Origin of the sequence: Amaricoccus sp. (assembly GCF_017993425.1) — a bacterium.
Taxonomy (GTDB): Bacteria; Pseudomonadota; Alphaproteobacteria; order Rhodobacterales; family Rhodobacteraceae; genus Amaricoccus.
This window is the reverse complement of record NZ_JAGOMQ010000012.1, coordinates 1-21,946: the sequence shown is the minus strand read 5'-3', so window position 1 is coordinate 21,946 and position 21,946 is coordinate 1. Positions and strand designations below refer to the sequence as shown.

At 73.6% G+C, this 21,946-nt stretch carries 25 protein-coding genes; 17 read left to right on the top strand and 8 right to left on the bottom strand.

Annotated features, from left to right (window positions below; all coding sequences use genetic code 11):
* Positions 1–252 precede the first annotated feature (252 nt).
* A complete protein-coding gene (locus KBB57_RS07580; protein ID WP_290748280.1) occupies positions 253–1,788 on the top strand; it encodes an ATP-binding protein in 1,536 nt (511 codons plus the stop codon).
* On the top strand, positions 1,778–2,182 hold the full coding sequence (locus KBB57_RS07575; RefSeq protein ID WP_290748277.1) for a response regulator: 405 nt from the start codon (positions 1,778–1,780) through the stop codon (positions 2,180–2,182). Before KBB57_RS07580 ends, KBB57_RS07575 begins: the two co-directional genes overlap by 11 nt.
* Positions 2,183–2,336: 154 nt before the next feature.
* Here the strand turns inward: KBB57_RS07575 and KBB57_RS07570 are convergent, their stop codons facing one another.
* Positions 2,337–2,822, bottom strand: a complete 486-nt coding sequence (locus KBB57_RS07570) for an SET domain-containing protein-lysine N-methyltransferase (protein WP_367272663.1) — start codon at positions 2,820–2,822, stop codon at positions 2,337–2,339.
* Between the two features lie 223 nt (positions 2,823–3,045).
* On the opposite strand from KBB57_RS07570, the gene purM reads away from it, so the two are divergent.
* From purM to KBB57_RS07550, 4 genes are read left to right on the top strand one after another with little or no spacing between them, the layout of a single operon-like run.
* A complete protein-coding gene (purM, locus tag KBB57_RS07565; RefSeq protein WP_290748273.1) occupies positions 3,046–4,092 on the top strand; it encodes a phosphoribosylformylglycinamidine cyclo-ligase in 1,047 nt (348 codons plus the stop codon).
* Complete coding sequence (gene purN / locus KBB57_RS07560; protein WP_290748272.1) at positions 4,089–4,688, top strand: phosphoribosylglycinamide formyltransferase; 600 nt, start codon at positions 4,089–4,091, stop codon at positions 4,686–4,688. Before purM ends, purN begins: the two co-directional genes overlap by 4 nt.
* Positions 4,685–5,086, top strand: a complete 402-nt coding sequence (locus KBB57_RS07555) for a VOC family protein (RefSeq protein WP_290748270.1) — start codon at positions 4,685–4,687, stop codon at positions 5,084–5,086. The genes purN and KBB57_RS07555 overlap by 4 nt, the downstream gene beginning before the upstream one ends.
* Positions 5,083–5,445 carry a TfoX/Sxy family DNA transformation protein gene (locus tag KBB57_RS07550; protein WP_290748267.1) on the top strand — a complete coding sequence of 121 codons (363 nt, stop codon included), beginning with the start codon at positions 5,083–5,085 and terminating at the stop codon, positions 5,443–5,445. The genes KBB57_RS07555 and KBB57_RS07550 overlap by 4 nt, the downstream gene beginning before the upstream one ends.
* On the opposite strand, the gene ndk is transcribed toward KBB57_RS07550, so the two are convergent.
* Positions 5,412–5,834 (bottom strand): nucleoside-diphosphate kinase, encoded by a 423-nt coding sequence (ndk, locus tag KBB57_RS07545; RefSeq protein ID WP_290748265.1) that lies wholly within the window; start codon positions 5,832–5,834, stop codon positions 5,412–5,414. The genes KBB57_RS07550 and ndk overlap by 34 nt on opposite strands.
* Positions 5,835–5,918: 84 nt before the next feature.
* A complete protein-coding gene (locus KBB57_RS07540; RefSeq protein WP_290748263.1) occupies positions 5,919–6,362 on the bottom strand; it encodes a hypothetical protein in 444 nt (147 codons plus the stop codon).
* Positions 6,363–6,491: 129 nt separating this feature from the next.
* Here KBB57_RS07540 and KBB57_RS07535 point away from each other — a divergent pair, with 129 nt between their 5' ends.
* The 5 genes from KBB57_RS07535 to KBB57_RS07515 all read left to right on the top strand — a co-directional run bounded on the left by KBB57_RS07535 (position 6,492) and on the right by KBB57_RS07515 (position 11,156).
* Positions 6,492–6,833 (top strand): SMR family transporter, encoded by a 342-nt coding sequence (locus tag KBB57_RS07535; RefSeq protein ID WP_290748262.1) that lies wholly within the window; start codon positions 6,492–6,494, stop codon positions 6,831–6,833.
* 157 nt (positions 6,834–6,990) lie between these two features.
* Entirely contained in the window at positions 6,991–8,859 is a 1,869-nt protein-coding gene (locus KBB57_RS07530) for an ABC-F family ATP-binding cassette domain-containing protein (RefSeq protein WP_290748418.1), read from the top strand.
* Between the two features lie 114 nt (positions 8,860–8,973).
* Positions 8,974–9,594, top strand: coding sequence for a MarC family protein (locus KBB57_RS07525; protein ID WP_290748260.1), 621 nt, complete (start codon positions 8,974–8,976; stop codon positions 9,592–9,594).
* Between the two features lie 348 nt (positions 9,595–9,942).
* Positions 9,943–10,569 carry a MarC family protein gene (locus KBB57_RS07520; protein WP_290748257.1) on the top strand — a complete coding sequence of 209 codons (627 nt, stop codon included), beginning with the start codon at positions 9,943–9,945 and terminating at the stop codon, positions 10,567–10,569.
* Complete coding sequence (locus tag KBB57_RS07515; RefSeq protein ID WP_290748255.1) at positions 10,569–11,156, top strand: TIGR02281 family clan AA aspartic protease; 588 nt, start codon at positions 10,569–10,571, stop codon at positions 11,154–11,156. Before KBB57_RS07520 ends, KBB57_RS07515 begins: the two co-directional genes overlap by 1 nt.
* Before the next feature lie 492 nt (positions 11,157–11,648).
* Here KBB57_RS07515 and KBB57_RS07510 read toward each other — a convergent pair whose 3' ends face one another.
* Together KBB57_RS07510 and KBB57_RS07505 are read right to left on the bottom strand one after the other, a co-directional pair.
* Positions 11,649–11,822 carry a hypothetical protein gene (locus KBB57_RS07510; RefSeq protein ID WP_290748252.1) on the bottom strand — a complete coding sequence of 58 codons (174 nt, stop codon included), beginning with the start codon at positions 11,820–11,822 and terminating at the stop codon, positions 11,649–11,651.
* 200 nt (positions 11,823–12,022) lie between these two features.
* Positions 12,023–13,204 (bottom strand): alpha-D-ribose 1-methylphosphonate 5-triphosphate diphosphatase, encoded by a 1,182-nt coding sequence (locus KBB57_RS07505; RefSeq protein WP_290748250.1) that lies wholly within the window; start codon positions 13,202–13,204, stop codon positions 12,023–12,025.
* 25 nt (positions 13,205–13,229) lie between these two features.
* On the opposite strand from KBB57_RS07505, the gene KBB57_RS07500 reads away from it, so the two are divergent.
* On the top strand, positions 13,230–13,919 hold the full coding sequence (locus KBB57_RS07500) for a DUF1045 domain-containing protein (RefSeq protein ID WP_290748248.1): 690 nt from the start codon (positions 13,230–13,232) through the stop codon (positions 13,917–13,919).
* A gap of 278 nt (positions 13,920–14,197) precedes the next feature.
* Here the strand turns inward: KBB57_RS07500 and KBB57_RS07495 are convergent, their stop codons facing one another.
* The 3 genes from KBB57_RS07495 to KBB57_RS07485 are packed head-to-tail and all read right to left on the bottom strand — an operon-like array spanning position 14,198 to position 16,667.
* On the bottom strand, positions 14,198–14,728 hold the full coding sequence (locus KBB57_RS07495) for a hypothetical protein (RefSeq protein ID WP_290748246.1): 531 nt from the start codon (positions 14,726–14,728) through the stop codon (positions 14,198–14,200).
* Positions 14,725–16,305, bottom strand: coding sequence for a PepSY domain-containing protein (locus tag KBB57_RS07490; RefSeq protein ID WP_290748244.1), 1,581 nt, complete (start codon positions 16,303–16,305; stop codon positions 14,725–14,727). The genes KBB57_RS07495 and KBB57_RS07490 overlap by 4 nt, the downstream gene beginning before the upstream one ends.
* A gap of 5 nt (positions 16,306–16,310) precedes the next feature.
* Positions 16,311–16,667, bottom strand: coding sequence for a hypothetical protein (locus tag KBB57_RS07485; protein WP_290748241.1), 357 nt, complete (start codon positions 16,665–16,667; stop codon positions 16,311–16,313).
* Between the two features lie 299 nt (positions 16,668–16,966).
* On the opposite strand from KBB57_RS07485, the gene KBB57_RS07480 reads away from it, so the two are divergent.
* The 5 genes from KBB57_RS07480 to KBB57_RS07460 all read left to right on the top strand — a co-directional run bounded on the left by KBB57_RS07480 (position 16,967) and on the right by KBB57_RS07460 (position 21,758).
* Entirely contained in the window at positions 16,967–18,145 is a 1,179-nt protein-coding gene (locus KBB57_RS07480) for an ABC transporter substrate-binding protein (protein ID WP_290748239.1), read from the top strand.
* 165 nt (positions 18,146–18,310) lie between these two features.
* Positions 18,311–19,174, top strand: a complete 864-nt coding sequence (locus KBB57_RS07475; RefSeq protein ID WP_290748236.1) for a branched-chain amino acid ABC transporter permease — start codon at positions 18,311–18,313, stop codon at positions 19,172–19,174.
* Positions 19,175–19,240: 66 nt separating this feature from the next.
* Complete coding sequence (locus KBB57_RS07470; protein WP_290748234.1) at positions 19,241–20,209, top strand: branched-chain amino acid ABC transporter permease; 969 nt, start codon at positions 19,241–19,243, stop codon at positions 20,207–20,209.
* The gene (locus tag KBB57_RS07465; protein WP_290748233.1) at positions 20,206–20,961 is read left to right on the top strand and encodes an ABC transporter ATP-binding protein; all 756 of its coding nucleotides are present in this window, start codon (positions 20,206–20,208) and stop codon (positions 20,959–20,961) included. Before KBB57_RS07470 ends, KBB57_RS07465 begins: the two co-directional genes overlap by 4 nt.
* 86 nt (positions 20,962–21,047) lie before the next feature.
* On the top strand, positions 21,048–21,758 hold the full coding sequence (locus KBB57_RS07460) for an ABC transporter ATP-binding protein (RefSeq protein WP_290748230.1): 711 nt from the start codon (positions 21,048–21,050) through the stop codon (positions 21,756–21,758).
* The last annotated feature ends 188 nt before the right edge of the window (positions 21,759–21,946 follow it).

The window sequence follows — 21,946 nt, the reverse complement described above, 5'->3', positions numbered from 1 at the left end:
AGCACACGCCTCAGGCGCTTATCCGCCGATCTACTCAACCCCCGGTGGCGATTTTCTCTCGACATTCCGGCCGCGAGGGCATACCCTGCGTAAGGTTCAGGCGGACCATGCGTTGCCCTTGGACTGCGACCAGGGAGGATCCTCGCCATTACCGCCCGGATTGTCACGGACCAGCCGGACCTTGACCCGCGCGACGGCCGCGGCGCCCTGCGGCTTTCGCGGCGCCTCGTCGCGCTCCACGCCTGCGGGGTGGTGCTGCTGATCGGCGTGGTGCTCTCCACGACCCTCTGGATCTCGGCCGAGCACAACAAGCTCGCCGAGGCGTCGTCGGTGCGGATGGTCTCGACCGGGGTGTCGGAGCTGCGCACCCGGACCTTCACCCTCGTCAAGGACTACTCGATCTGGGACGAGGCCTATGACGCGGTGATCGAGGGCGACCGGCACTGGCTCTACAGCAACATCGGCACCGCCGCCGCCGAGATCGGCACCATCGACATGCTGCTGGTGGCGGGCGCGGGCGGGCGTGCGCCCTACGGCTGGGTCAGCGGCTCGCCGCGCGAGGGGGAGACCGACCTGCTGTCGCCGGCGATCGTCGACGCGCTCGTCGACCTGCTGGAGGCCCAGCCCGAGGTCTCCACCCCGGCGACCCGCACGCTGATCGAGCGCGTGAACGGCGAGCCCTGGATCTTCGCGGTGTCGCGGCTGAGCCCTGTCGACCAGGTGATCGACAGGGCGGCGGCGCCGATCCAGATCCACGGCATCCGCCTGTCGGGCGACCGGCTGGCGCAGATCGGCTCCAGCCTGCTGATCGACGACCTCGCGCTCGCCGACGAGCCCGGCCCCGGCCAGGCCTCGGTGCCGCTCTACGACGGCGGCGGCGCGCTCCTCGGCGAGATCGTCTGGGCCGCCCCGCGGCCCGGCGCGAGCATCCTGCGCAGCGTCGCCGCGCCGCTCGCGCTCGCCTTCCACGTCGTGGTGGCGATCAGCGCCGTCAGCTCCTGGCTGGCGGTCGGCTGGGCGCGCCGCCTCGAGCAGGCGCTCGAGGACGCCACCGCGGCCGACCGCAGCAAGAGCGAGTTCCTCTCGAACGTCAGCCACGAGATCCGCACGCCGATGAACGGCATCCTCGGCGCGGCGCAGCTCCTGCGCATGACCGACCTCGACGACGAGCAGCGCGAGCTCGTCGGCGTGCTGTTCTCCTCGGCGCAGACGCAGCTGTCGCTCATCACCGACCTGCTGGAGCTCAGCCAGATCGAGGGTGGCGCGCGGCAGCTCGTGGTCGAGTCGTTCCGTCCGGCCGCGACGATCCGCGACGTCACCGAGATGATGCGCCTCGCCGCGGAGCGGAAGGGCATCGGCTTCGAGGTGGACGCGCGCGCGCTCGCCGGCGTGACGCTCGAGGGCGACGAGCGCGCGATGCGCCAGATCGCGACCAACCTCCTCGGCAACGCGGTCAAGTTCACCAGCCGCGGCCGGGTGCGCCTCGAGGCGCAGGTGCGCGAGGCCGCGAACGACCGGATGCGCGTGGAGATCCGGGTCACCGACACCGGCCCCGGCATACCGCCCGAGGCGCTGCCGCGGATCTTCGAGCGGTTCTACCGTGTCGACAACTCGCTGTCGCGCACCACCGAGGGGACCGGGCTCGGCCTCGCCATCAGCCGCCGGCTCGCCCGGATGATGGAGGGAGACATCACCGTGTCGAGCGCCCAGGGCATCGGGTCGAGCTTCGTCTTCGCCGCGGAGTTCGCCCTCGCCAGCGAGACAGGAGAGAACCGCGATGCTGCATGATTCGGTCCTCGCCGCACGCCTCGGCGCCCCGATCCTCATCGTCGAGGACAACCAGACCAACGCGCTCATCCTGCGCTCGATGCTCGGCAAGCACGGCTATTCGAGCCTCGTCGCCACCGACGGCCGCGAGGGCGTGGAGATGACGCGGACCCATCGCCCGCTCCTCGTGCTGATGGACCTGCAGATGCCGCGGCTCGACGGGTTCTCGGCGGTGTCGGAGATCCTCGCCAGCGATCCTGCCGCGCCGCCGATCGTCGCGGTGACGGCGAGCGTCGCCGAGAAGGTCCGGGACGCCTGCCTCGCGGCGGGCTTCTCCGACGTCATCTCGAAGCCGATCATGATCGAGGAGCTGATGCGGACCGTCCGCCGGCTGATGTCGCTGCCGGAAGGCTAGCGACGACGTGACGGATCGCCTGGGGGGCGGCCGGGCCGGCGGGAGCGGACGCGGCCCGGCGCACGCGGGCGGGGCTGGCGTCAGGCCGTCGTGCGACCCGGAGGGGCGGGCGCCTGCCCGTCCGCTCCGGAGCTGCGCTCGGGAAATGGGGTGGTCAGGCTGCTGCGAAGGTGGTCGCCGGGGCGGCGAGGCTCTGCAGGAAGCTGAGGTGGTGCGGGCAGTGCCGCCGGTAGAGCGGGTTCAGCCAGTGGTCCGAGGCGAGCCCGCCGTCCGCCCAGAAGCCGTAATCCTCGCGCAGCTCCTCGCCGGGCGCGATGTCGCGGAGCGCCACGGTGTGGTCCTCCTGCAGCGTCGGCCAGTAGGCGAGGCCCACGTTGGCGATGTCGCCCTCGCCGTGGTTCATGTACTGCATGCCGTCCTTGTACCAGAGGAACTTGCCCGAGGGCTTGTGCAGGTAGCCGCCGTGCAGCGCGAAGGACAGCGTGCGGGCGGAGAGCGCCACCATCTCCTTGCGGTCGCAGGCGTGCATGCTGGGATCGTAGCGCCAGATAACGTTTCCGGCCTTGATCGTTTTGCGCGCAAAGATGCCCGTGCCGTGGATGGGGCTGGTACGGAACTCAACATCGACAAGCCAGGTCAACTCAACCTCCGGTTGGAATGGGTTCAAGGCACTACGTCCGGACGCTGAGGCGACCGCGATTGGATTCTCTGCCGGCGCATGGTCCGCGAGTCAACCATGACGTGTATACCAACATACAAAATTCGCCATATTGGATAGTCGGTGTGGCCTTTGCGCGGTCGCCGCGAGTTCCCATCCACAAACGCTTGCGCTAAAGGGGCCCGGCGCGGGCGGAGGCGGGCGGATGACGGAGAATCAGCGGAACGGCCTGAGCTACGCCGACGCCGGGGTCGACATCGAGGCGGGCGACGCGCTCGTCGCGGCGATCGGCCCGGCCGCGGCGCGGACGATGCGGCCGGGGGTCGTGTCCGGCCTCGGCGGGTTCGGCGCGCTGTTCGATCCAGCCGCCGCGGGCTACGCCGACCCGATCCTCGTCGCCGCCACCGACGGCGTCGGCACCAAGCTCAAGCTCGCCATCGACACCGGGCTCTTCGCCACCGTCGGCATCGACCTCGTGGCGATGTGCGTGAACGACCTGGTGTGCCAAGGGGCGGAGCCGCTGTTCTTCCTCGATTATTTCGCCACCGGCAAGCTCGACGTCGCCGCGGCGGCCGAGGTGGTCGCCGGGATCGCCGAGGGCTGCGTCCTCGCCGGCGCGGCGCTCGTGGGCGGCGAGACGGCGGAGATGCCGGGGCTCTACGCCCGGGGCGACTTCGACCTCGCCGGCTTCGCGGTCGGCGCGATGGAGCGCGGCGGCGGCCTGCCCGCGGGCGTGGCCGAGGGCGACGTGCTGCTCGGCGTGCCCTCCTCGGGCGTCCACTCGAACGGCTTCAGCCTCGTCCGCCGCATCGTCGCCGACGCGGGCCTCGGCTGGGACGATCCCGCGCCCTTCGGCGACGGCCCGCTCGGGGCGGGGTTGCTGGAGCCGACGCGCATCTATGTCCAGCCCGCGCTCGAGGCGCTGCGCGCGGGCGGCGTGCATGCATTCGCCCACATCACCGGCGGGGGAATCACCGGCAACCTGCCCCGGGTGCTGCCCGAGGGGCTGGGGGCGGAGATCGACCTTTCCGCCTGGGAGCGCCCGGCGGTCTTCGGCTGGCTCCAGCGCCAGGGCGGGGTCGCGGACGCCGAGATGCTGCGCGCGTTCAACTGCGGGATCGGCCTGATCGCCGTCGTCGCGCCGAGCCGGGCCGACGAGCTGGCGGAGTTCCTCGGCGAGGACGGGGTCCCGGCGCTCCGGATCGGCAATGTCGTGCCCGGCGAGGGCGTCGCCTACGTCGGCCGCTGGTGAGCCGGGTTCCCGTCGCCATCCTGATCTCCGGCGGCGGGTCGAACATGCTCGCCCTCGCCCGCGACATGGCGGCGCCGGACCATCCGGCGGAGGCGCGGCTCGTGCTGTCCAACCGGCCGGGGGCGGCGGGGCTGGCGCGCGCCGCCGCGCTGGGGCTCGCCGCCGAGGCGCTCGACCACCGGGCCTTTCCCGACCGGGCCGGCTTCGAGGCGGCGCTCGACGCGCGGCTGCGCGCGGCCGGGGTGGAGGTCGTGGTCCTCGCGGGCTTCATGCGGGTGCTGACGGCGGGCTTCGTCGCGCGGTGGCGGGGGCGGATGCTCAACATCCATCCCTCGATCCTGCCGCTGTTTCCCGGGCTCGACACCCATGCCCGGGCGCTCGCCGCCGGGATGGCGGTGCATGGCTGCACGGTCCACGAGGTCGTGCCGGAGGTCGACGCCGGGCCGATCCTCGGGCAGGCGGTCGTGCCGGTCCTGCCGGAGGACACGCCGGAGACGCTGGCCGCGCGGGTGCTGCCGATGGAGCATCGGCTCTATCCCGCGGTGCTGCGCCGCTTCGCCGCGGGCGACCGCACGCCGGTCGCGCTCTTCCCGTGATCTCCCATGTCCATCTCGGCACGGCCGACCTCGACCGCGCCTGCGCGTTCTATGACCCGGTGATGGCGGCGCTCGGGTTCCCGCCGCGGTTCCACGACGCGGCCGCCGGATGGGCCGGATGGTCGGCGCGGGATGGCGGGCGGCCGTTCCTGCTGGTCGGGCGGCCCTTCGACGGCGCGACGGCGCGGCCCGGCAACGGGCAGATGGTCGCGCTGGAGGCGCGGAGCCGGGCGGAGGTGGACCGGGCCCATGCCGTCGCGCTCGCCCTTGGCGGGACGGACGAAGGCGCGCCGGGGCTGCGGCCGCGCTACCACGCGGATTATTACGGGGCTTACGTCCGCGATCCCGACGGCAACAAGCTCTGCTTCGTCTGCCACGCGCCGGCGGCGCCGGAATGAGCCGGCCGCCGTCGGCGCTGCGCAACCTCGGGCCGGCCTCCGACGCGGCGTTCGCCAAGGCGGGGATCCGGACCGCGGAGGAGCTGGTCGCGCTGGGGGCGGACGAGGCCTATGCCCGCATCCTGGCCGCGACGGGGGCGCGGCCGCATTTCGCGTTCTTCTGGGCGATCGCCTTCGCGATCCAGGATCGGCCCTGGGCCACGCTCGGCGCGGAGGAGAAGGCGCTGCTGCGCGCCCGCTTCGATGCGGTCAAGGCCCGGATCGTCGCGCCCGAGGCCGGGACCCGGGCGCGGCTGGAGGCGGAGCTCGACCGGCTGGGGGTCGGTCAGCCGACGATCTCGAGGCCCGAGAAGAAGTAGGCGATCTCCTGGGCCGCGGTCTCGGCGCCGTCCGAGCCGTGGATGGAGTTCTCGCCGATCGAGAGGGCGAATTCCTTGCGGATGGTGCCGGCGGCCGCCTCGGCGGGGTTGGTCGCGCCCATGACCTCGCGGTTCTTGGCGATGGCGTCCTCGCCCTCGAGCACCTGCGCGACGATGGGGGCGGAGGACATGAACTCGGTCAGCTCGCCGAAGAACGGCCGCTCCTTGTGGACGGCGTAGAAGGCCTGGGCCTGGGCGAGGGACAGCCGGATGCGCTTCTGCGCCACGATCCGCAGGCCCGCCGCCTCGAGCTTGGCGTTGATCGCGCCGGTCAGGTTCCGCCGCGTCGCGTCGGGCTTGATGATCGAGAACGTGCGCTGGACGGCCATGCAATCTACTCCCTTTCGGGCGCGGCCCATGCCCGCCCTCGCCGCCGAGCCCGTTAGCACGGGGGCCGCGGGCAGGAAAGCCCGTCAGGGGCAGACGTCGGCGATCACCGGGCGGAAGGCGGCGCAATGCGCCGAATCCGACCACCAGACGTCCGTGGCGCCGAACAGGGCCTCGACCGCGACCCAGCCGCCGCCGGCGCGCCGGTAGAGCGCCTGCCCGGAGGTCCAGTCGGCGTCGGGGAGGAAGTAGCCGGCCGCCCAGCCCGGGGTCGCCTGCACCGCGATCGGGCCGCCGCCGGGGCGCTGGGCGACCACCGAGGCGAAGGCGACGTCGCCGGAGACGCGGAGGCTGCGGACCACGAACTCGACCGGCGCCCCGAAGAGCGAGACGGCGAAGGGGCGGAGCGCGTCCATGAGCGCCCGGCGCTCGGGGGAGCCGCGCGGCGGCTCGGTCCAGCCCTGCGCGCCGGCGGGGGCGGCGGCGAGCAGGAGCCCGAGGATCAGTCCGAGCCGCATCCCGGTCCGCATCGCGCGCCCCCTCGATTGACAGCGGCCCGGCCGCCGGGCCATCCCGTGCCAGAGCATCGTCGCGGAACCCCGCCCGGGCCGCAAGCGCGCCGTCGCCGGAAGGGAAGGCCCCGCCGTCATGAGCCCGTCATGAGCCCTGCCGTCGCCTACGGCGCGCTCGCCGCCGCGATCGTCTTCGAGGTGGTCGGCACCTCGATGCTGCCGTTCACCCGCGGCTTCACCCGGCTCTGGCCGACGCTGGCGGCGCTCGCCTGCTACGGCGTCGCCTTCTTCTTCCTCGCGCAGGTGGTGCGGTCGATCCCGGTCGGCATCGTCTATGCGATCTGGAGCGGCCTCGGCGTGGCGCTGATCGTCACGCTGAACGCGGTCGCCTTCGGGCAGCGGCTGGATTTCTGGGCGATGGCGGGCGTCGGCCTGATCGTCGCGGGCGTCGTGGTCATCAACCTGCTCTCCAGCGCCGCGCCGCACTGAAGGCTCCCGAGCGTCCACGCGTGAACAGGGTGTAACCCATTGATTTGTCGTCGCAGCCTGCATGAACCTGCACGATTCTGCACGAAATTGCACGATCACCCGCCGTGTTGACAGCGACCTCGTTGACAGCGTCTGGCCGGCTTGCCATGTGCCGCGGATGCTCGCGCTCAAGAACCTCACTTTCTCCATCGAGGGCCGGAAGCTCCTCGACGACGCCTCGGCGCTGATCCCGACCGGCCACAAGGTCGGCTTCGTCGGCCGCAACGGCGCGGGCAAGACCACGCTCTTCAAGCTGATCCGCGGCGAGCTGCCGCTCGACGGCGGCGAGATCGAGGTTCCGCGCCGCGCCCGCATCGGCGGGGTGGCGCAGGAGGCCCCGGCCACCCGCGACAGCCTGATCGACACGGTGCTCGCCGCCGACCTGGAGCGGGCCGCGCTGCTCGCCGAGGCGGAGGTCGCGACGGATGGCGGCCGCATCGCCGAGATCCAGACCCGGCTGATCGACATCGACGCGCATTCGGCCGAGGCCCGGGCCGCGTCGATCCTCGACGGGCTCGGCTTCGACGCGGCGGCGCAGGCGCGGGCCTGCGCGGATTTCTCCGGCGGCTGGCGGATGCGGGTGGCGCTGGCCGCGGTGCTGTTCTCGCGGCCGGACGTGCTGCTGCTCGACGAGCCGACCAACTATCTCGACCTCGAGGGGGCGATCTGGCTCGAGACCTTCCTCGCGCGCTATCCGCACACCGTGCTGGTGATCAGCCACGACCGCGACCTGCTGAACCGCTCGGTGGGGGCGATCCTCCACCTCGACCGGCGCAAGCTCACCCTCTACACCGGCGGCTACGACACCTTCGACGAGACCCGCCGCGCCCGGCTGGAGCAGCAGGCGGCGGAGAAGAAGAAGCAGGACGCGGCGCGGGCGCACATGCAGTCCTTCGTCGACCGCTTCCGGGCGAAGGCCTCGAAGGCCCGGCAGGCGCAGAGCCGCCTGAAGGCGCTGGAGCGGATGAAACCGATCGCGGCGGTGGTCGAGGACAGCGTCGCCGCCTTCGACTTCCCCTCGCCGGAGGAGCTGTCGCCGCCGATCATCCGGCTGGAGGACGTGACCGTCGGCTATGACGGCCGCCCGGTGCTGCGCGGGCTCGACCTGCGGATCGATCAGGACGACCGCATCGCGCTCCTCGGCCAGAACGGCCAGGGCAAGTCGACGCTGTCGAAGCTTCTCGCCGACCGGCTGAAGCCGATCGCCGGGCGCAAGATCGCCTCGTCGAAGCTGCGGGTGGGGTATTTCGCCCAGCATCAGGTGGACGAGCTCGACCTCGACGAGACGCCGATCCAGCACGTGCAGCGGCTGCGCCCCGAGGAGGCGCCGGCGAAGATCCGGGCGCGGCTGGCGGCCGGGGGGATCGGGGCGGACATCGCGGGGAACGAGGTCGGGCGGCTCTCCGGCGGGCAGAAGGCGCGGCTGTCGCTGCTGATCGCCACCATCGACGCGCCGCATCTGGTCATCCTCGACGAGCCGACCAACCATCTCGACATCGAGAGCCGCGAGGCGCTGGTCGAGGCGCTGACCGCCTACGAGGGGGCGGTGATCCTCGTCAGCCACGACGCGCATCTGGTCGAGCTGGTCGCCGACCGGCTCTGGCTGGTGAAGGGCGGCACGGTGCGGCCCTTCGAGGACGACATGGAGGCCTATCGCCGGCTGCTGCTCTCGGAGCGGGGCGGGGCGCCGGCGAGGCCGCGCGAGGAGCGGGCGCCGGCGCGGCAGCGGCCGACGGCGCGCGACGCGCTGGGGCCGCTCCGGGCGGAGGTGTCGCGCTGCGAGGCGCGGGTGGCGAAGCTCGAGGAGATGCGGTCGGCGATCGACGGGCGGCTGGCCAATCCGCTCCTCTACAAGCGGGGCGACACGGACGAGCTGGAGCAGCTCAACCGCAAGCGGGCCGAGGTCGAGGACGGGCTCGCCCGGGCCGAGGCGCTGTGGGTCGCGGCGCTGGAGCGGCTGGAGGCGGCCGAGGGGCCGGGGTCATGACATCGGGGCGGAGGCCGGCGGGATGAGCCTGCGCGGGAGGCCGGCCGCCGGCGGGCGGGGCGCTGGTCGCCGAGCGTCGGCCGGGGTCATGAGCGCGCGCGGGGGGCCGGGGGCATGAGCCTGCGCGAGGCGCTGCTCGCCTTCCTGTCGCTCGCGGCGATCGTCAATCCGGTCGCGCTGGCGCCGGCCTTCGCGGCGCTGACCGCCGGGCGGCCGCCGGCGGAGACGCGGCGGATCGCGCTCCGGGCCACGCTCATCGGGTTCGCGCTGATCGGGCTGGGGGGCCGTCTCGGCCACGCCGCGCTGCGCGGGCTCGGGGCGGATGCGCCGATGATCCATCTCGTGGTCGGGGGCGCGCTGGTGGCGATGGGGACGGCGATGCTGTTCGGCGTGGGGGTCGGCGTCGGGGCGGAGGCGGCGCCGCGGCGGGACCCGACCTGGGCGCCGCTCGCCGTGCCGCTGGTCGCCGGACCGGGGGCGGTGGGCGCGATGGTGATGCTGGTCTCGCGCCATGCCGGGCAGGCGGGGGCGACGGCGGAGCTCTATGCGATCCTCGCGGCGGTGGGCCTGCTCACCTGGGCGAGCTTCCGGGCGGCGGACGCGATCGGGCGGCGGCTGGGGCCGCGGGGGATGCGGCTGGTGGTGCGCGGGCTCGGGCTGGTGCTGATCGTCGTGGCGGGGCGGTTCCTGTACGAGGGGCTGGCGGCGTATGGCGTGCTGGAGCGGAGGGCATGAGCGGCGGGCCGGGGTTTGTCGTGGCCGGGGTGGTTCCCCTGCGAGGGACTGGCGGCCTGTGGCGCGCCGGGGCGGGGGGCGGCATGAGCCGGGGGCTCGGGTTCGCGCCGATCGTTGGGGCGGGGCGGTTCCTGTATGAGGGGCTGGCGGCTTATGGCGTGCTGGAGCGGAGGGCATGAGCCGCGGGCCGGGGTTGATCGTCGTGGCCGGGGCGGTTCCCCTGCGAGGGGCTGGCGGCCTGTGGCGCGCCGGAGCGGAGGGCGGCATGAGCCGGGGGCTCGGGCCGATCGTTGGGGCGGCGCGGTTGCTCTGCGAGGGGCTCGCGGCCTGTGGCGTGCGGAGGGCGGCATGAGCTTCGATCTCGGCGTGACGGCCTTCGTCACCCTGTTCGTCATCATCGACCCGATCGGCCTCGCGCCGCTGTTCCTCGCGCTGACCCGGGGGGCGGCGAGCCGGCAGCGGCGGGCGATCGGGGGGCGGGCGCTCGCCATCGCGTTCTGCCTGCTGGCGCTGTTCGGGCTCGCCGGGGAGCGGCTGCTCGACGCGGTGGGGATCGACATGGCGGCGTTCCGCATCGCCGGGGGGCTGCTCCTGTTCCTGACGGCGGTCGACATGCTGTTCGAGCGCCGGCAGCCGCGGCGGGAGAACACCGCGCACCAGGCGGACGCGGCGCCCGATCCGACGGTGTTTCCGCTGGCGACGCCGCTGATCGCCGGGCCGGGGGCGCTCGCGACCATGGTGCTGCTGATCGGCCAGCATCCGGGGGATTATGCGGCGCAGGCGGTGGTTTACGCGGCGATGACCGCGGTGCTCGCCATCTGCTACGGGCTGTTCCTCGCCGGCTCGCTGATCGAGCGGGTGCTCGGGCCGACCGGGATCAACGTGGTGACGCGGCTGCTCGGGATGCTGCTCGCGGCGCTGTCGGTGCAGTTCGTGGTCGAGGGGCTGCGGGCGTTCGGCTTCGGGGCGGGGTGATGCCGGACAATCCCGACGATTTGGCGCGGCTCTTCTACCTGGCGTTGCTGCTGGTCGGGCTGCTGGCGTTCTTCTCGGTCGGCAGCCGGCAGCGGCTGGGGCGGACGTTGCAGCAGCTGCTGGTCTGGGCGCTGATCTTCGCCATGGCGGTGATCGCCTACGGGTTCCGCGACACGCTGCGGCAGGGGCTGTTTCCGTCGAGCGCGGTGATGCGGGCCGACGGGGCGGTGGAGCTGCGCCGGGGGGCGGACGGGCATTTCCACGCGACGCTGGAGCTGAACGGCGCGCCGGTGCGGTTCATCGTCGACACCGGGGCCTCGGACATGGTGCTGTCGCGGGCCGACGCGGAGAAGGCGGGGATCGACGTGGCGGCGCTCGCCTATACCGGGCGGGCGATCACCGCGAACGGCACGGTGGCGACGGCGCCGGCGCGGGTGCGGCGGGTGACGCTGGGGGATTTCGCGGTGACGAACGTGCCGGCGAGCGTCACCTCGGGGGCGCTGGAGACGTCGCTGCTGGGGATGACGTTCCTCGACCGGTTCGCGCGGATCGAGATCGAGGGGGACCGGATGATCCTGCGGCATTGAGGGGGCCGGGATATGTCCCATAGTGGGACGGGGGTCAAGCTGTTGGTTTTGTTCAGGAACAAGAAGTTGGTAATTCTGTTGCTCGGCTGAGGCCGCACTGGGGATGGGGCCCGGGGCGACGCATGGGGGGCGGGCCGTCGCTTCGGATGGCCGTCCTGCCCCGAGCTCCCGCGTTGGCGGTTGCGCGGGGGCCAAGCGACTTTTCAGACGCCCTTCGGTTGATCCCTTCCAGGAAGCTCGACGATATCTCCCCGGACCGCATCTTGCCGGGTCTCCAGTGGAGACCCGCGCGGTCCGTCGGGCCTCGCCGAAGCGAGGCCCGAGAGGGGCGCCGATTTCCCCGTCGCGCGCAATCGCGGCGCGCCTGCCCGGCTGGCGCGGAATCGCGCCTGCCCCGGGCGGGCAGGCGCGGCGCGATTTGTCACTCGCCAAATCGCGCGGAGACATCTGCCAGCGTGCCGCGTCCATCCGGCTGACAAGCGCGGGAACGTATCAGGCGATTCCCGTACCATCCGCTTGGCCGGCGGGATCGACAGGTCCGGGCGTGTCGACGTCGATCGGGTGGAGAATGACGGAGTAAAGAAAATTGCGGGCTTGGCTTCCTGTGTCTGGAAATTGTGCGCGAATATATTTCGAAATATTTTGAATATGAACGGTGAAATTCATCGCATCGTTATCAGCGCCGCACTTCGCGGCGCCGTTCGACTCACTTTGCAGTTCCGCCGTCCCCGCCCCTGACCGCTCCGCGTCGAGCCGGGTGACATGCGCATGTCACCCGGCGGGCGGCGTCGCGGGACGGACCTCGCCGCTCGGGAGGGACGGCGACGCCGGGAGGGCAGGTCGGGACCCGGCAGCCGAAGCTCGTGTCACGCCACGCGGGCGCCGCCGACCCAGACGCCGCGGAGGAGGGGGAGGGCGTCGGGGGAGGGCGCGAGGCGGATGCGGATGAGGTCGGCCTTGAGGCCGGGGGCGAGGCGGCCGCGGTCGGCGAGGCCGGCGGCGGCGGCGGGGGCGGCGGTGACCGTGGCGAGGCCGCGGGCGAGGTCGCCCGTGGCGCGGCCGAGGGCGACGGCGCCGAGGAGGAGGCTCGCGGGGGCGTAGTCGGAGGAGAGGATGTCGAGGTCGCCGCCGGCGGCGAGGTCGGCGGCGGCGACGTTGCCGGAATGCGAGCCGCCGCGGAGCAGGTTGGGCGCGCCGGCCATCACCGCGATCCCGGCGGCGCGGGAGGCGCGGGCGGCCGCGGCGGTGGTGGGGAACTCGGCGATGCGGGCGCCGTGGCGGGCCGAGGTCGCCACCTGCGCCTCGGTGGTGTCGTCGTGGCTGGCGAGCGTCGCGCCGAGGCGGCGGGAGGCGGCGACGGCGGCGGCCTCGTGGCGGACGCCGTTCCGGTCCTGGAGGTCGCGCATCCGGGCGAGGTGGGCCTGGAACTCGGCCTCGTCCATGCCGAGGCGGCCGGTGTTGTAGGCGCGGAGCGCCCCGAGGTCGGTGAACTGGCGCTGGCCCGGGGTGTGGTCCATCAGGCTGAGGACGCCCACGGCGTCGTCGGGGCCGAACTCCGCCAGCTCGTCGACCAGCGTCTCGGAGCAGATCTCGGCGCGCAGGTGCAGGCGGTGGCGGAGCCGGAGCGCGCCTTCGCGGGCCAGCTCTAGGATGGCGAGCGCCACCGGGCGGGCGTAGCGGGCATAGCCGGCCTTGCCGCCCGCCTCGAGCGAGCCGACGCGGAGCGCGTCGAAGACGGTGGTGATCCCGCAGCCGGCGAGCTCGGCGTCGTGGGCGAGGATGGCGGGGCGCATCGGCCAGGGCACGCCGGGGCGCGGCTGGAGGTGGCGCTCGAGGTTGTCGGTGTGCAGCTCGACGAGGCCGGGGGCGAGGAGGTCGCCGTCGAGGTCGATCTCGCCCAGGCGGGCGGCGGCCGCGCCGGGCTCGACGGCGGCGATCAGGCCGTCGCGGAGGACGAGGCGGCCGGCGACCACGGCGTCGGGCAGGACGAGCCGGGCGTTGGCGAGCACGGTCTCGCCGGGTTGCGCGTGGGGGTCGGGGCGTGGCATGGGCGCTGCGGTCGGGAGGGCCTGCATGGAAGGATGGCGGCGGTTCGCGGTCTACTACGCGCCCCGGGCGGAAAGCGCGATAGCCCGTTTCGGGGCCGCATGGCTCGGCTGGGATGCGGAGCGGGGCGAGGCGACGGCGGGGCTCGCGGTTCCCGGCCTGCCGGCGCCGCGGGAGGCGCTGGTCGCCGCGCCGGCGCGCTACGGCTTCCACGCCACGCTGAAGGCGCCGTTCCGGCTGGGGGAGCGGGCGACGGCGGCGGGGCTCGACGCCGCGCTGGCGGCGCTTGCGGGCGGGATCGCCGCGTTTGCGGTCCCGGTGCGGCTGGGCGGGCTCGGCGGGGCGGCGGCGATCGTGCCGCTGCGGCGGAGCCCGGCGCTCGACCGGGCGGCGAGCCTCTGCGTGCGGCGGCTCGACGGGTTTCGCGCGGCGCTGACGGCGGAGGAGATCGCGCGGCGCGCGCCGGGGCGGCTGACGCCGCGGCAGCGGCGACGGCTGGCGGCGTGGGGCTATCCGTTCGTGCTGGAGGATTTCCGCTTTCACCTGACGCTGACCGGGGCGCTGCCGGAGGCGGAGCGGGAGGCGACGACGCGGGCGCTGGCGGCGGTCGTGGGGCCGCTGCTGGAGGCGCCGTTGCCGGTGGAGGATCTGTGCCTGTTCGGCGAGGGGGCGGACGGGCGGTTCCGGTTGCTGTCGCGGCATCCGCTGCTTGGGTGAGGGCGTGGATTCGCTCCGAGGGGATCGCGGGCCGGGTGCGGTAGTAATTCTTGTTTGTGCGCAAGTACATTTCGAAATATTTTGAATATGAACGGTGAAAATCATTGCATCGTCATCAGCGCCGCATTTCGCGGCGCCGTGTGACTCACTTCGAGGTTCCGCCGTCTCCGCCCGAACCGCTCCGCATCGAGCCGGATGACATGCGCATGTCACCCGGCGGGCGCTGTCGCGGGAGGAACGGCGCCGCCGGGAAAGCTGGATTTCGGCCGGGCACCCCCCTACCGGCGGCCGGCGAGCTCGATCACCGTGGCCCCGGGGGGCGGGGCGCCGGCGCCGGCGGCGGCGCGGAGGGCGGCGACCTCGGCCTCGAGCTCGCGCAGGCGGCGCTCCAGCTCGGCGTAGCCGGGGGTCGACGGCCGGGCGAAGCCGGCGGCCGCGCCGGAGGTCGCGCGGCGGAGCCGGCCGGCGGCGCGGCGCAGGGCGGCGCGCGCCGGGGCGAGGGCGGCGGCGAGGCGGTCGAGGAGCGCGCCGGCCTGCGCCCGCAGCGCGAGGCGGCGGTCCGGCGAGACCGCGGCCACCACCCAGCCGGCGACGGTCACCGCGCCGAGCCAGACGAAGAACCCGCCGGCGCCGCTCCAGAACGGCAGCAGCACGCCGGGGAGGAGCGCCGCGGTCCAGGCGAGGCCGGGCCGGCGGCGCCCGGCCGGCGGCAGGCGGAAGGCGCGGCGGCGCTTGGGGTCGGCGGCGGCGAGGCGGCCGATGGCGACGAGGCTCACCCCCGTGGCGATCATCGTGGCGAGCGCGCTCATTCCGCGGGCTCCGGCCGCAGCCGCCGCGCCCGGGCCGGCGCGCGGCCGCGGGCGTGGAGCAAGAGATACGCCCCGGCGATCAGCAGCAGCATGTCGACCGTCAGCACGTCGCGCTGGCCGTGGAGCATCGCCTCGGCCCAGTCCATGCCGCCCATGGCGATGCGCAGCACCGGCAGCAGCAGGCAGATCGCCCCGATCAGCCGCTGGTAGCTGCGCCCGAGCCGGTCCTCGTCCGGCTCGCGCCAGCCGATGGCGACCGCGAGGACCGCGCCGGCGAGGAAGCCGAGGGGCGTCCACAGGAACGGATCCGCCAGCGGGCGCGCGACGAAGAAGGCGACCCCGGAGGCGAGCATGCCGATCGGCAGGCCGTAGCCGAAGACCTGCACGACATGGCCGAACCGCCGCCATTGCGGCTGGTCGGCGCGGCGGCGCACCCAGAGGCGGAAGCCCGAGAGGATGACGAAGCACATGGCGACGCCGAGCGCGCCCCAGACCGCCTTGGAGAGCATCCCGGCGAAATGGCCGAAATGCAGCGGCGCCATCAGCCCGTAGAGCACGCCGCCGGCCGAGCGCTCGGTCCCGATCGGGGCGTTCTCGCCGAGGTGGCGGCGGGTCGGGCCGTCGTAGACGTTGTTGACGTAGAGCATGCCCCCGTCGCGGGGGTTGTGCCAGACGTTCACCCGGGCGTCGGCGCGGCCGTAGTTCTCGATGCCGACCGAGGTGGCCGGGGAGCCGGCCCGCGCGATGGAATCGGCGATGATGTAGTCGAGGCTCGCCAGCGGCGCGGGCGTGGGATCCTCGGGGGCCGGGCGCTCGAACAGCGTCTCGGACATCGCCTTCTCGTCGCCGTGGAAGGCGACGGCGGCGACGAGGGGGAAGGAGACCGTGCCGGCGAAGCTGAAGAACGAGCCGGTGAAGGCGAGGAGGAAGCCGAAGGGGATGCTCCAGCTCCCGGAGAGCACGTGGCGGTCGCGCACCGAGGAGAGCCGCCCGCCGGGGCGCTCGGCGACGAAGAGGTCGCGGATCAGGTGGCGGTGCATCAGCACGCCGGAGACGACGGCCGCCATCATCATCAGCCCGAGGATGCCGGTGAGGATCAGGCCCCAGGGATCGGGCAGGTAGAGCTGGACGTGCAGGTCGATCAGGAAGTTGCGCAGCGCGCTCGCCTCCCAGGATTCGGGCTGCCACCAGATGAAGCCGTCGTGGCGCTCGAGCACCGTCCCGTCGGCGGTGACGCGGAACATCGTGCCGAGGTCGTCCTCCTCGCCGGTGTCGGGGTTGATGGCGTGGGTGTGGTAGAAGACGTGGAGGTCGTCGCCCTCGCCGCCCCAGAACGAGATGTCGTGGAGGTATTCGGGATCGACCTCGCGGGCGAGCTTGCGGACGCGGGCGTCGACCGGCCCCTCGAGCGGCTCGGCGACGCGGACGCCGCCGGCGGACCAGCGGCCGATCTCGCCGCCGAAGACCGCGACGGCCCCGGTGGCGATCACCGCGTAGAGCAGCAGCCCGAGGACGACGGCCGACCAGCCGTGGATGGCGGTGAGGCGCTTGAGCCGGGCCTGGGACAGGTCGAGCATGGGCCTCAGCCTCCTGCCGAGAGGAAGGCCGCGGCGGCCTGGACGAGGGTGGCGCCGGCGAGGACGGCGGCGCAGCGCGGCAGGTTCTCCTCGAGGCAGGCGTAGAAGAACGGGACCGCCCAGATCAGCGGCGCCAGCACGATCGGGAAGGCGAGGTGGTCGACGCCCGCCGCGCCGGCGGGCAGCCAGACCGGCATGGCCGCCATGGTGGCGAAGGCGGCGAGGATGGCGACGGGGCCCGCGAGCAGCCAGCGCGCCGCCAGCGGGTGGGCGTCGATCTTGCGCGCGGCCGTGTGCGCGACAGCGCCAAGGGGCGCGAGCAGCCGCGCCGGTTCATCCTGCGGTTTCAGGGTCGCCTCCACGCTTTCATCCGGGCCCGGACGTTGGCTACCGCAGTCATCTGCGTGGCTCGGCCCATACTAGCCCCGAACGGCCGGGGAGTTCAACTCGCGGGGGCGTGGGGCCTTGTGCGCCACGAACGCGACCGACAAGGGCTTGGTCGCGCAGTTCAACTCGCGGGGGCGTGGGGCCTTGTGCCCCGTCCCTTGGACCGCGGGCGCGCCGATTCCCTTGGCGGGAGAGGCCGCTCTTGTGTACGCTCGCGGCAGAAAAGCGCCGCCCGGCGCGGGAACGGCGGGCGCGAGATGGGAGGAATGTACGCATGACCGCACGAATCACCGCCGCCGCCGTCCTCGCGGCCGGGCTCGCCTGGGGCGGGGCCGCCGCCGCCGAGGGGGTGGTGAAGATCGGGCTGATCCTGCCCTATTCGGGGCCCTTCGCCGACGCCGCCAACCAGCTCGACGCCGGGGTGAAGCTCTGGGTCGCGGAGCACGGCGACGAGGTCGCGGGCAAGACGATCGAGATCATCCGCAAGGACACCGGCGGCCCGAACCCGGACGTGGCCAAGCGGCTGGCGCAGGAGCTCGTGGTGCGCGACGGGGTCGACATCCTCGCCGGCTTCGCGCTGACGCCGGAGGCGCTGGGCGCGGCGGACGTCTCGAAGGAGGCGGGCAAGTTCATGGTGGTGATGAACGCCGCCACCTCGATCGTCGTCGACCAGTCGCCCTGGATCGTGCGCACCTCGGTCACCATCCCGCAGCTGAACTATCCGTTCGGCAAGTGGGCCTTCGACGAGGGCGGCGTGAGGCAGGCCTACACGCTCGTCGCCGACTACGGGCCTGGCCACGACGCCGAGGCGGCCTTCGCCAAGGGCTTCACCGAGGCGGGCGGCAAGATCGTCGGGGCCGACCGCACCCCGGTGCAGAACCCGGACTTCGCGGCGTTCGTGCAGCGGGTGAAGGACGCGAACCCCGAGGCGGTCTACATCTTCGTGCCCGGCGGCGGCCAGCCGGCGGCGATCGGCAAGGCGCTGGCCGAGCGCGGCCTGACGCCGCCCGCGGTCAAGGTCCTCGCGCAGGGCGAGCTCACCCATCCCGAGGCGCTGGAGAGCATGGGCGAGACGGCGCGCGGCATCATCACCACCTATCACTACGTGCTGGAGCGCGACGACCCGATCAACAACGCCTTCGTCGCGGCCTACCGCGAGGCGAACGGCGGCCGCAGTCCCGACCTGTTCTCGATCGGCGGCTATGACGGGATGCAGCTGATCTACGCCGCGCTGGAGAAGACCGGCGGCGACGCCTCGGCCGAGGCGCTCCTCGCCGCGGCGAAGGGCATGGCCTGGCAGAGCCCGCGCGGCCCGATGTCGATCGACCCGCAGACCCGCGACGTGGTGCAGACCGTCTATATCCGCGAGGTGCAGGAGGTGGACGGCAAGCTGCAGAACGTCGTCATCCACGAGATCCCGGAGGCGAAGGACCCGCTGCACGGCGGGAGCTGAGGCCCGGCGGCCTCGCCTCGCCTCGCCTCGCCTCGCCGCCGCGGCCGGCGCCCCGCGCATGATCCGGGAGGCCTCGCCAACCGGTCCCGTCCGTGCCGCCGGCCGGCGCGCCGCGGCGCCTTGGCGGGCTTGCCCGGGGCGTGCCGAGGTGGCAGCGTCCGGGCCATGCTGAGCTCGCTGGCCATCGTGCTCTTCGACGGCTTCGCCTTCGGGATGCTGCTGTTCCTGCTCGCGGTCGGGCTGACGGTCACGCTCGGGCTGATGAACTTCGTCAACCTGGCGCACGGCGCCTTCGCGATGACCGGCGGCTATGTCGCGGTGGTGGCGATCCGCAGCGCCGGCCTGCCCTTCCTGCTGGCGCTGCCCGCGGCGTTCCTCGCCGCGGCGGCGCTGTCCGTCGTCTGCGAGCGGCTGTTCTTCCGCCGCCTCTACGGGGCGGGCGAGCTCAACCAGGTGCTCTTCACCATCGGCCTCGTCTTCGTCGTCTCCGCGGTGGCGGCCTTCCTCTTCGGCACCGGCCAGCAGCCGGTGGCGCTGCCGGGGTTCCTGCGCGGCGGCGTCGAGGTGGGCGGGCTGCGGCTCGGGGCCTACCGGCTGTTCCTGATCGGCGTGGCGCTCGCCGTCACCGCGCTCCTCTATTTCGGGCTGGAGCGCACCCGTTTCGGCGCCCGCGTCCGCGCCGCCGTCGACAACCAGCGGGTGGCCCGCGGCCTCGGGCTCGACGTCGAGCGGGTGTTCGCGCTGACCTTCGCCATCGGCAGCGGGCTGGCCGGGCTCGGGGGTGCGCTCGCCATCGAGATCGTCGGGCTCGATCCGTCGTTCGGGTTTCATTACCTCGTCTACGTGCTGATCGTGGTGGCGGTCGGCGGCCTCGGCTCGATCACCGGCTCCTTCGCCGCGGCCGCCGTCCTCGGCATCGGCGACGTCGCCGGCAAGTACTTCGCTCCCGAGCTGGGCGCTTTCCTGATCTACCTGCTGCTCGTCGGCATCCTCCTCGTCCGGCCGCAGGGCCTGCTGGGCAAGCGATGAGCGGCGGTCGCGACCCGCGGGAGGGCGGTCCGGATGGCGCGCCTTCCGTCCCGGGAGGCAGCTGAGATGACCGGGCGCGGCGAGGCGTGGATCCGCCGCCGCGACCGCTGGTCGCCGTGGGAGGCGGCGTTCTGGGCGGCGACGCTGCTGCCGTTCCTGCTGTTCCCGACCTACCTGACGCTCGCGAGCCAGATCGCCATCGCCGCGCTCTTCGCGCTCTCGCTCGACCTGGTGCTCGGCTATGCCGGGATCGTCACGCTCGGCCATGCGATGTTCTTCGGCATCGGCGCCTATGCCGCCGGGCTCCTGTCGCGGGCGGGCTGGGGGGAGCCGCTGAGCGGGCTCGTCCTCGCCGCGGCGCTCGCCGGGCTGGTCGGGTGGATCGCGAGCTTCCTCGTGGCGCGGGTCCGGCGTCTGGCGCTGATCATGGTCACGCTCGGGCTCGGGCTCCTGACCTTCGAGCTCGCCAATGCGATGAGCTGGCTCACCGGGGGGACCGACGGGCTGCGGGGCGTCGACACCTGGCCGCTCCTCGGCGTCTTCCGGTTCGATCTCTGGGGCTACACCGCCTACGGCTATGCGCTGGCGGCGCTGGTCGCGGGGTTCCTCGCGAGCCGGCGCATCGTGGGGTCGTCCTTCGGGCTGGCGCTGCGCGGCATCCGCGAGAACCCGCGGCGGATGCCGGCGATCGGGGCCGACGACCGCGGGCATCTGCGGCGCATCTATGCGATCTCCGCCGCCATGGCGGGGGCCGCGGGGGCGCTGCTCACCCAGACCACCGACACCGTCTCGCTGGAGACGCTGAGCTTCCAGCGCTCGGCGGACGTCGTGGTGATGCTGATCCTCGGCGGGGCGGGGCGGCTCTATGGCGGCATCCTCGGCGCGCTGATCTTCCTGCTCGCCCGCGACCGGCTGGCGGGGATGAACCCGCAATACTGGTACTTCTGGATCGGGCTCCTGCTGATGGTGGTCGTCCTCGCCATGCCGCGAGGCATCCTCGGCGGGCTCGCGCGGCTGGTCGGGCGGCGCGGATGAGGGCGTCCGCGCTGCGGACCGAGGGGCTGCGGAAGCGCTTCGGGGCGCTGGAGGTGACGCGCGACGTGACGCTGGAGCTGCCGCGGGGGGCCCGGCACGCGCTGATCGGGCCGAACGGCGCGGGCAAGACCACGCTGATCGACCTGATCACCGGGCAGCTGCGCCCGGATTCCGGGCGCATCCTCGTCGAGGGCGCCGAGGTGACGCGCGCGCCGGCGGCGGCGCGGGTGCGCCGGGGCCTGACGCGGACCTTCCAGATCAACACGCTCTTTCCCGACCTCGCGCCGGTCGAGGCGGTGACCCTCGCGATCTGCGAGCGCGAGGGGACGGCGGGGCAGTTCTGGCGGCCGCTCTCCGCCCATGCGGCGGCGATCGACGAGGCCTTCGGGCTCCTCGGCCGGCTCGGTCTCGGCGACGCGGCCGAGCGGCCGACCCGCAGCCTCGCCTATGGCGAGCAGCGGCTCCTCGAGATCGCGCTGGCGCTCGCCACGCGGCCGCGCGTGCTGCTGCTCGACGAGCCCGCCGCCGGGGTGCCGCGGGACGAGAGCGCGGCGCTCTTCGCCGTCCTCGGCGCGCTGCCCGCCGAGATCGCGGTGCTGCTGATCGAGCACGACATGGACATCGTCTTCCGCTTCGCGACCCGGATCACCGTCCTCGTCGCCGGGGCGGTGCTGCTCGAGGCCGACCCGGCGGCCGTGCGCGACGACCCCCGGGTGCGCGAGGTCTATCTCGGCGAGGCCGGCCATGGCTGAGGGGCCCCCGGGCGCTGCCGGCGGCGTTGGCGGCGCCTCCCGCCGCGCCTCCGTTCCGGTGGGCTGCCCCGCGCGCGAGGCCGGCCGTGGCTGAGGGGCCGGTCCTCGAGCTCGCCGACGTGCGCGCCGGGTATGGCGAGGCGGTGGTGCTCGACGGGGTGTCGCTGGCGCTGCCGCGGCGGGGGAGCCTCGCCGTGCTCGGGCGCAACGGCGTCGGCAAGACCACGCTGCTCCTCGCCATCATGGGCTTCGTGCCGCTCGCCCGGGGGGCGATCCGCCTCGCCGGCCGCGACGTCTCGCGGCTGCCGCCGCAGGCGCGGGCCCGGCTCGGGCTCGGCTGGGCGCCGCAGGAGCGCGAGATCTTCCGCTCGCTGAGCGTGGAGGAGAACCTGACCGTGCTGGCCCGGCCGGGGCGCTGGGATCTCGCGGCGCTCTACGGGCTGTTCCCGCGGCTGCGCGAGCGGCGGCGGAACATGGGCGACCAGCTGTCGGGGGGCGAGCAGCAGATGCTGGCGATCGCCCGGACGCTCGCGACGAACCCGACGGTGCTCCTCCTCGACGAGCCGCTGGAGGGCCTCGCGCCGATCGTCGCGGCGGAGGTCGGGGCGGCGCTCCGGCGGATGATCGGCGAGGACGAGATGGCGGTGGTCCTCGTCGAGCAGCACGCCGCCGTGGCGCTGGGCCTGACCGACGACGCCATCCTGATGCAGCGCGGCCGCATCGCCCATGCCGGCCCCTCCGCCGCGCTGCTCGCCGACCCCGCCGCCCTCGACCGCCACCTCGCGCCGGGCGGGTGAAGCGCGAAAGGCCCGCCCCTTTCGGGACGGGCCTTCGGTTCGGCGGCCGGCGCCTGCCGGCCCGTCAGTCCTCGTCGGCGGCCAGCGCGCTCAGGACCTTGTCCTTGCCGCGCAGCCGCAGGTAGAGCGGCAGCAGGACGGCGATCGCGGCGATGACGTAGAGCACGATCGCCGTCGGGGACTGCACC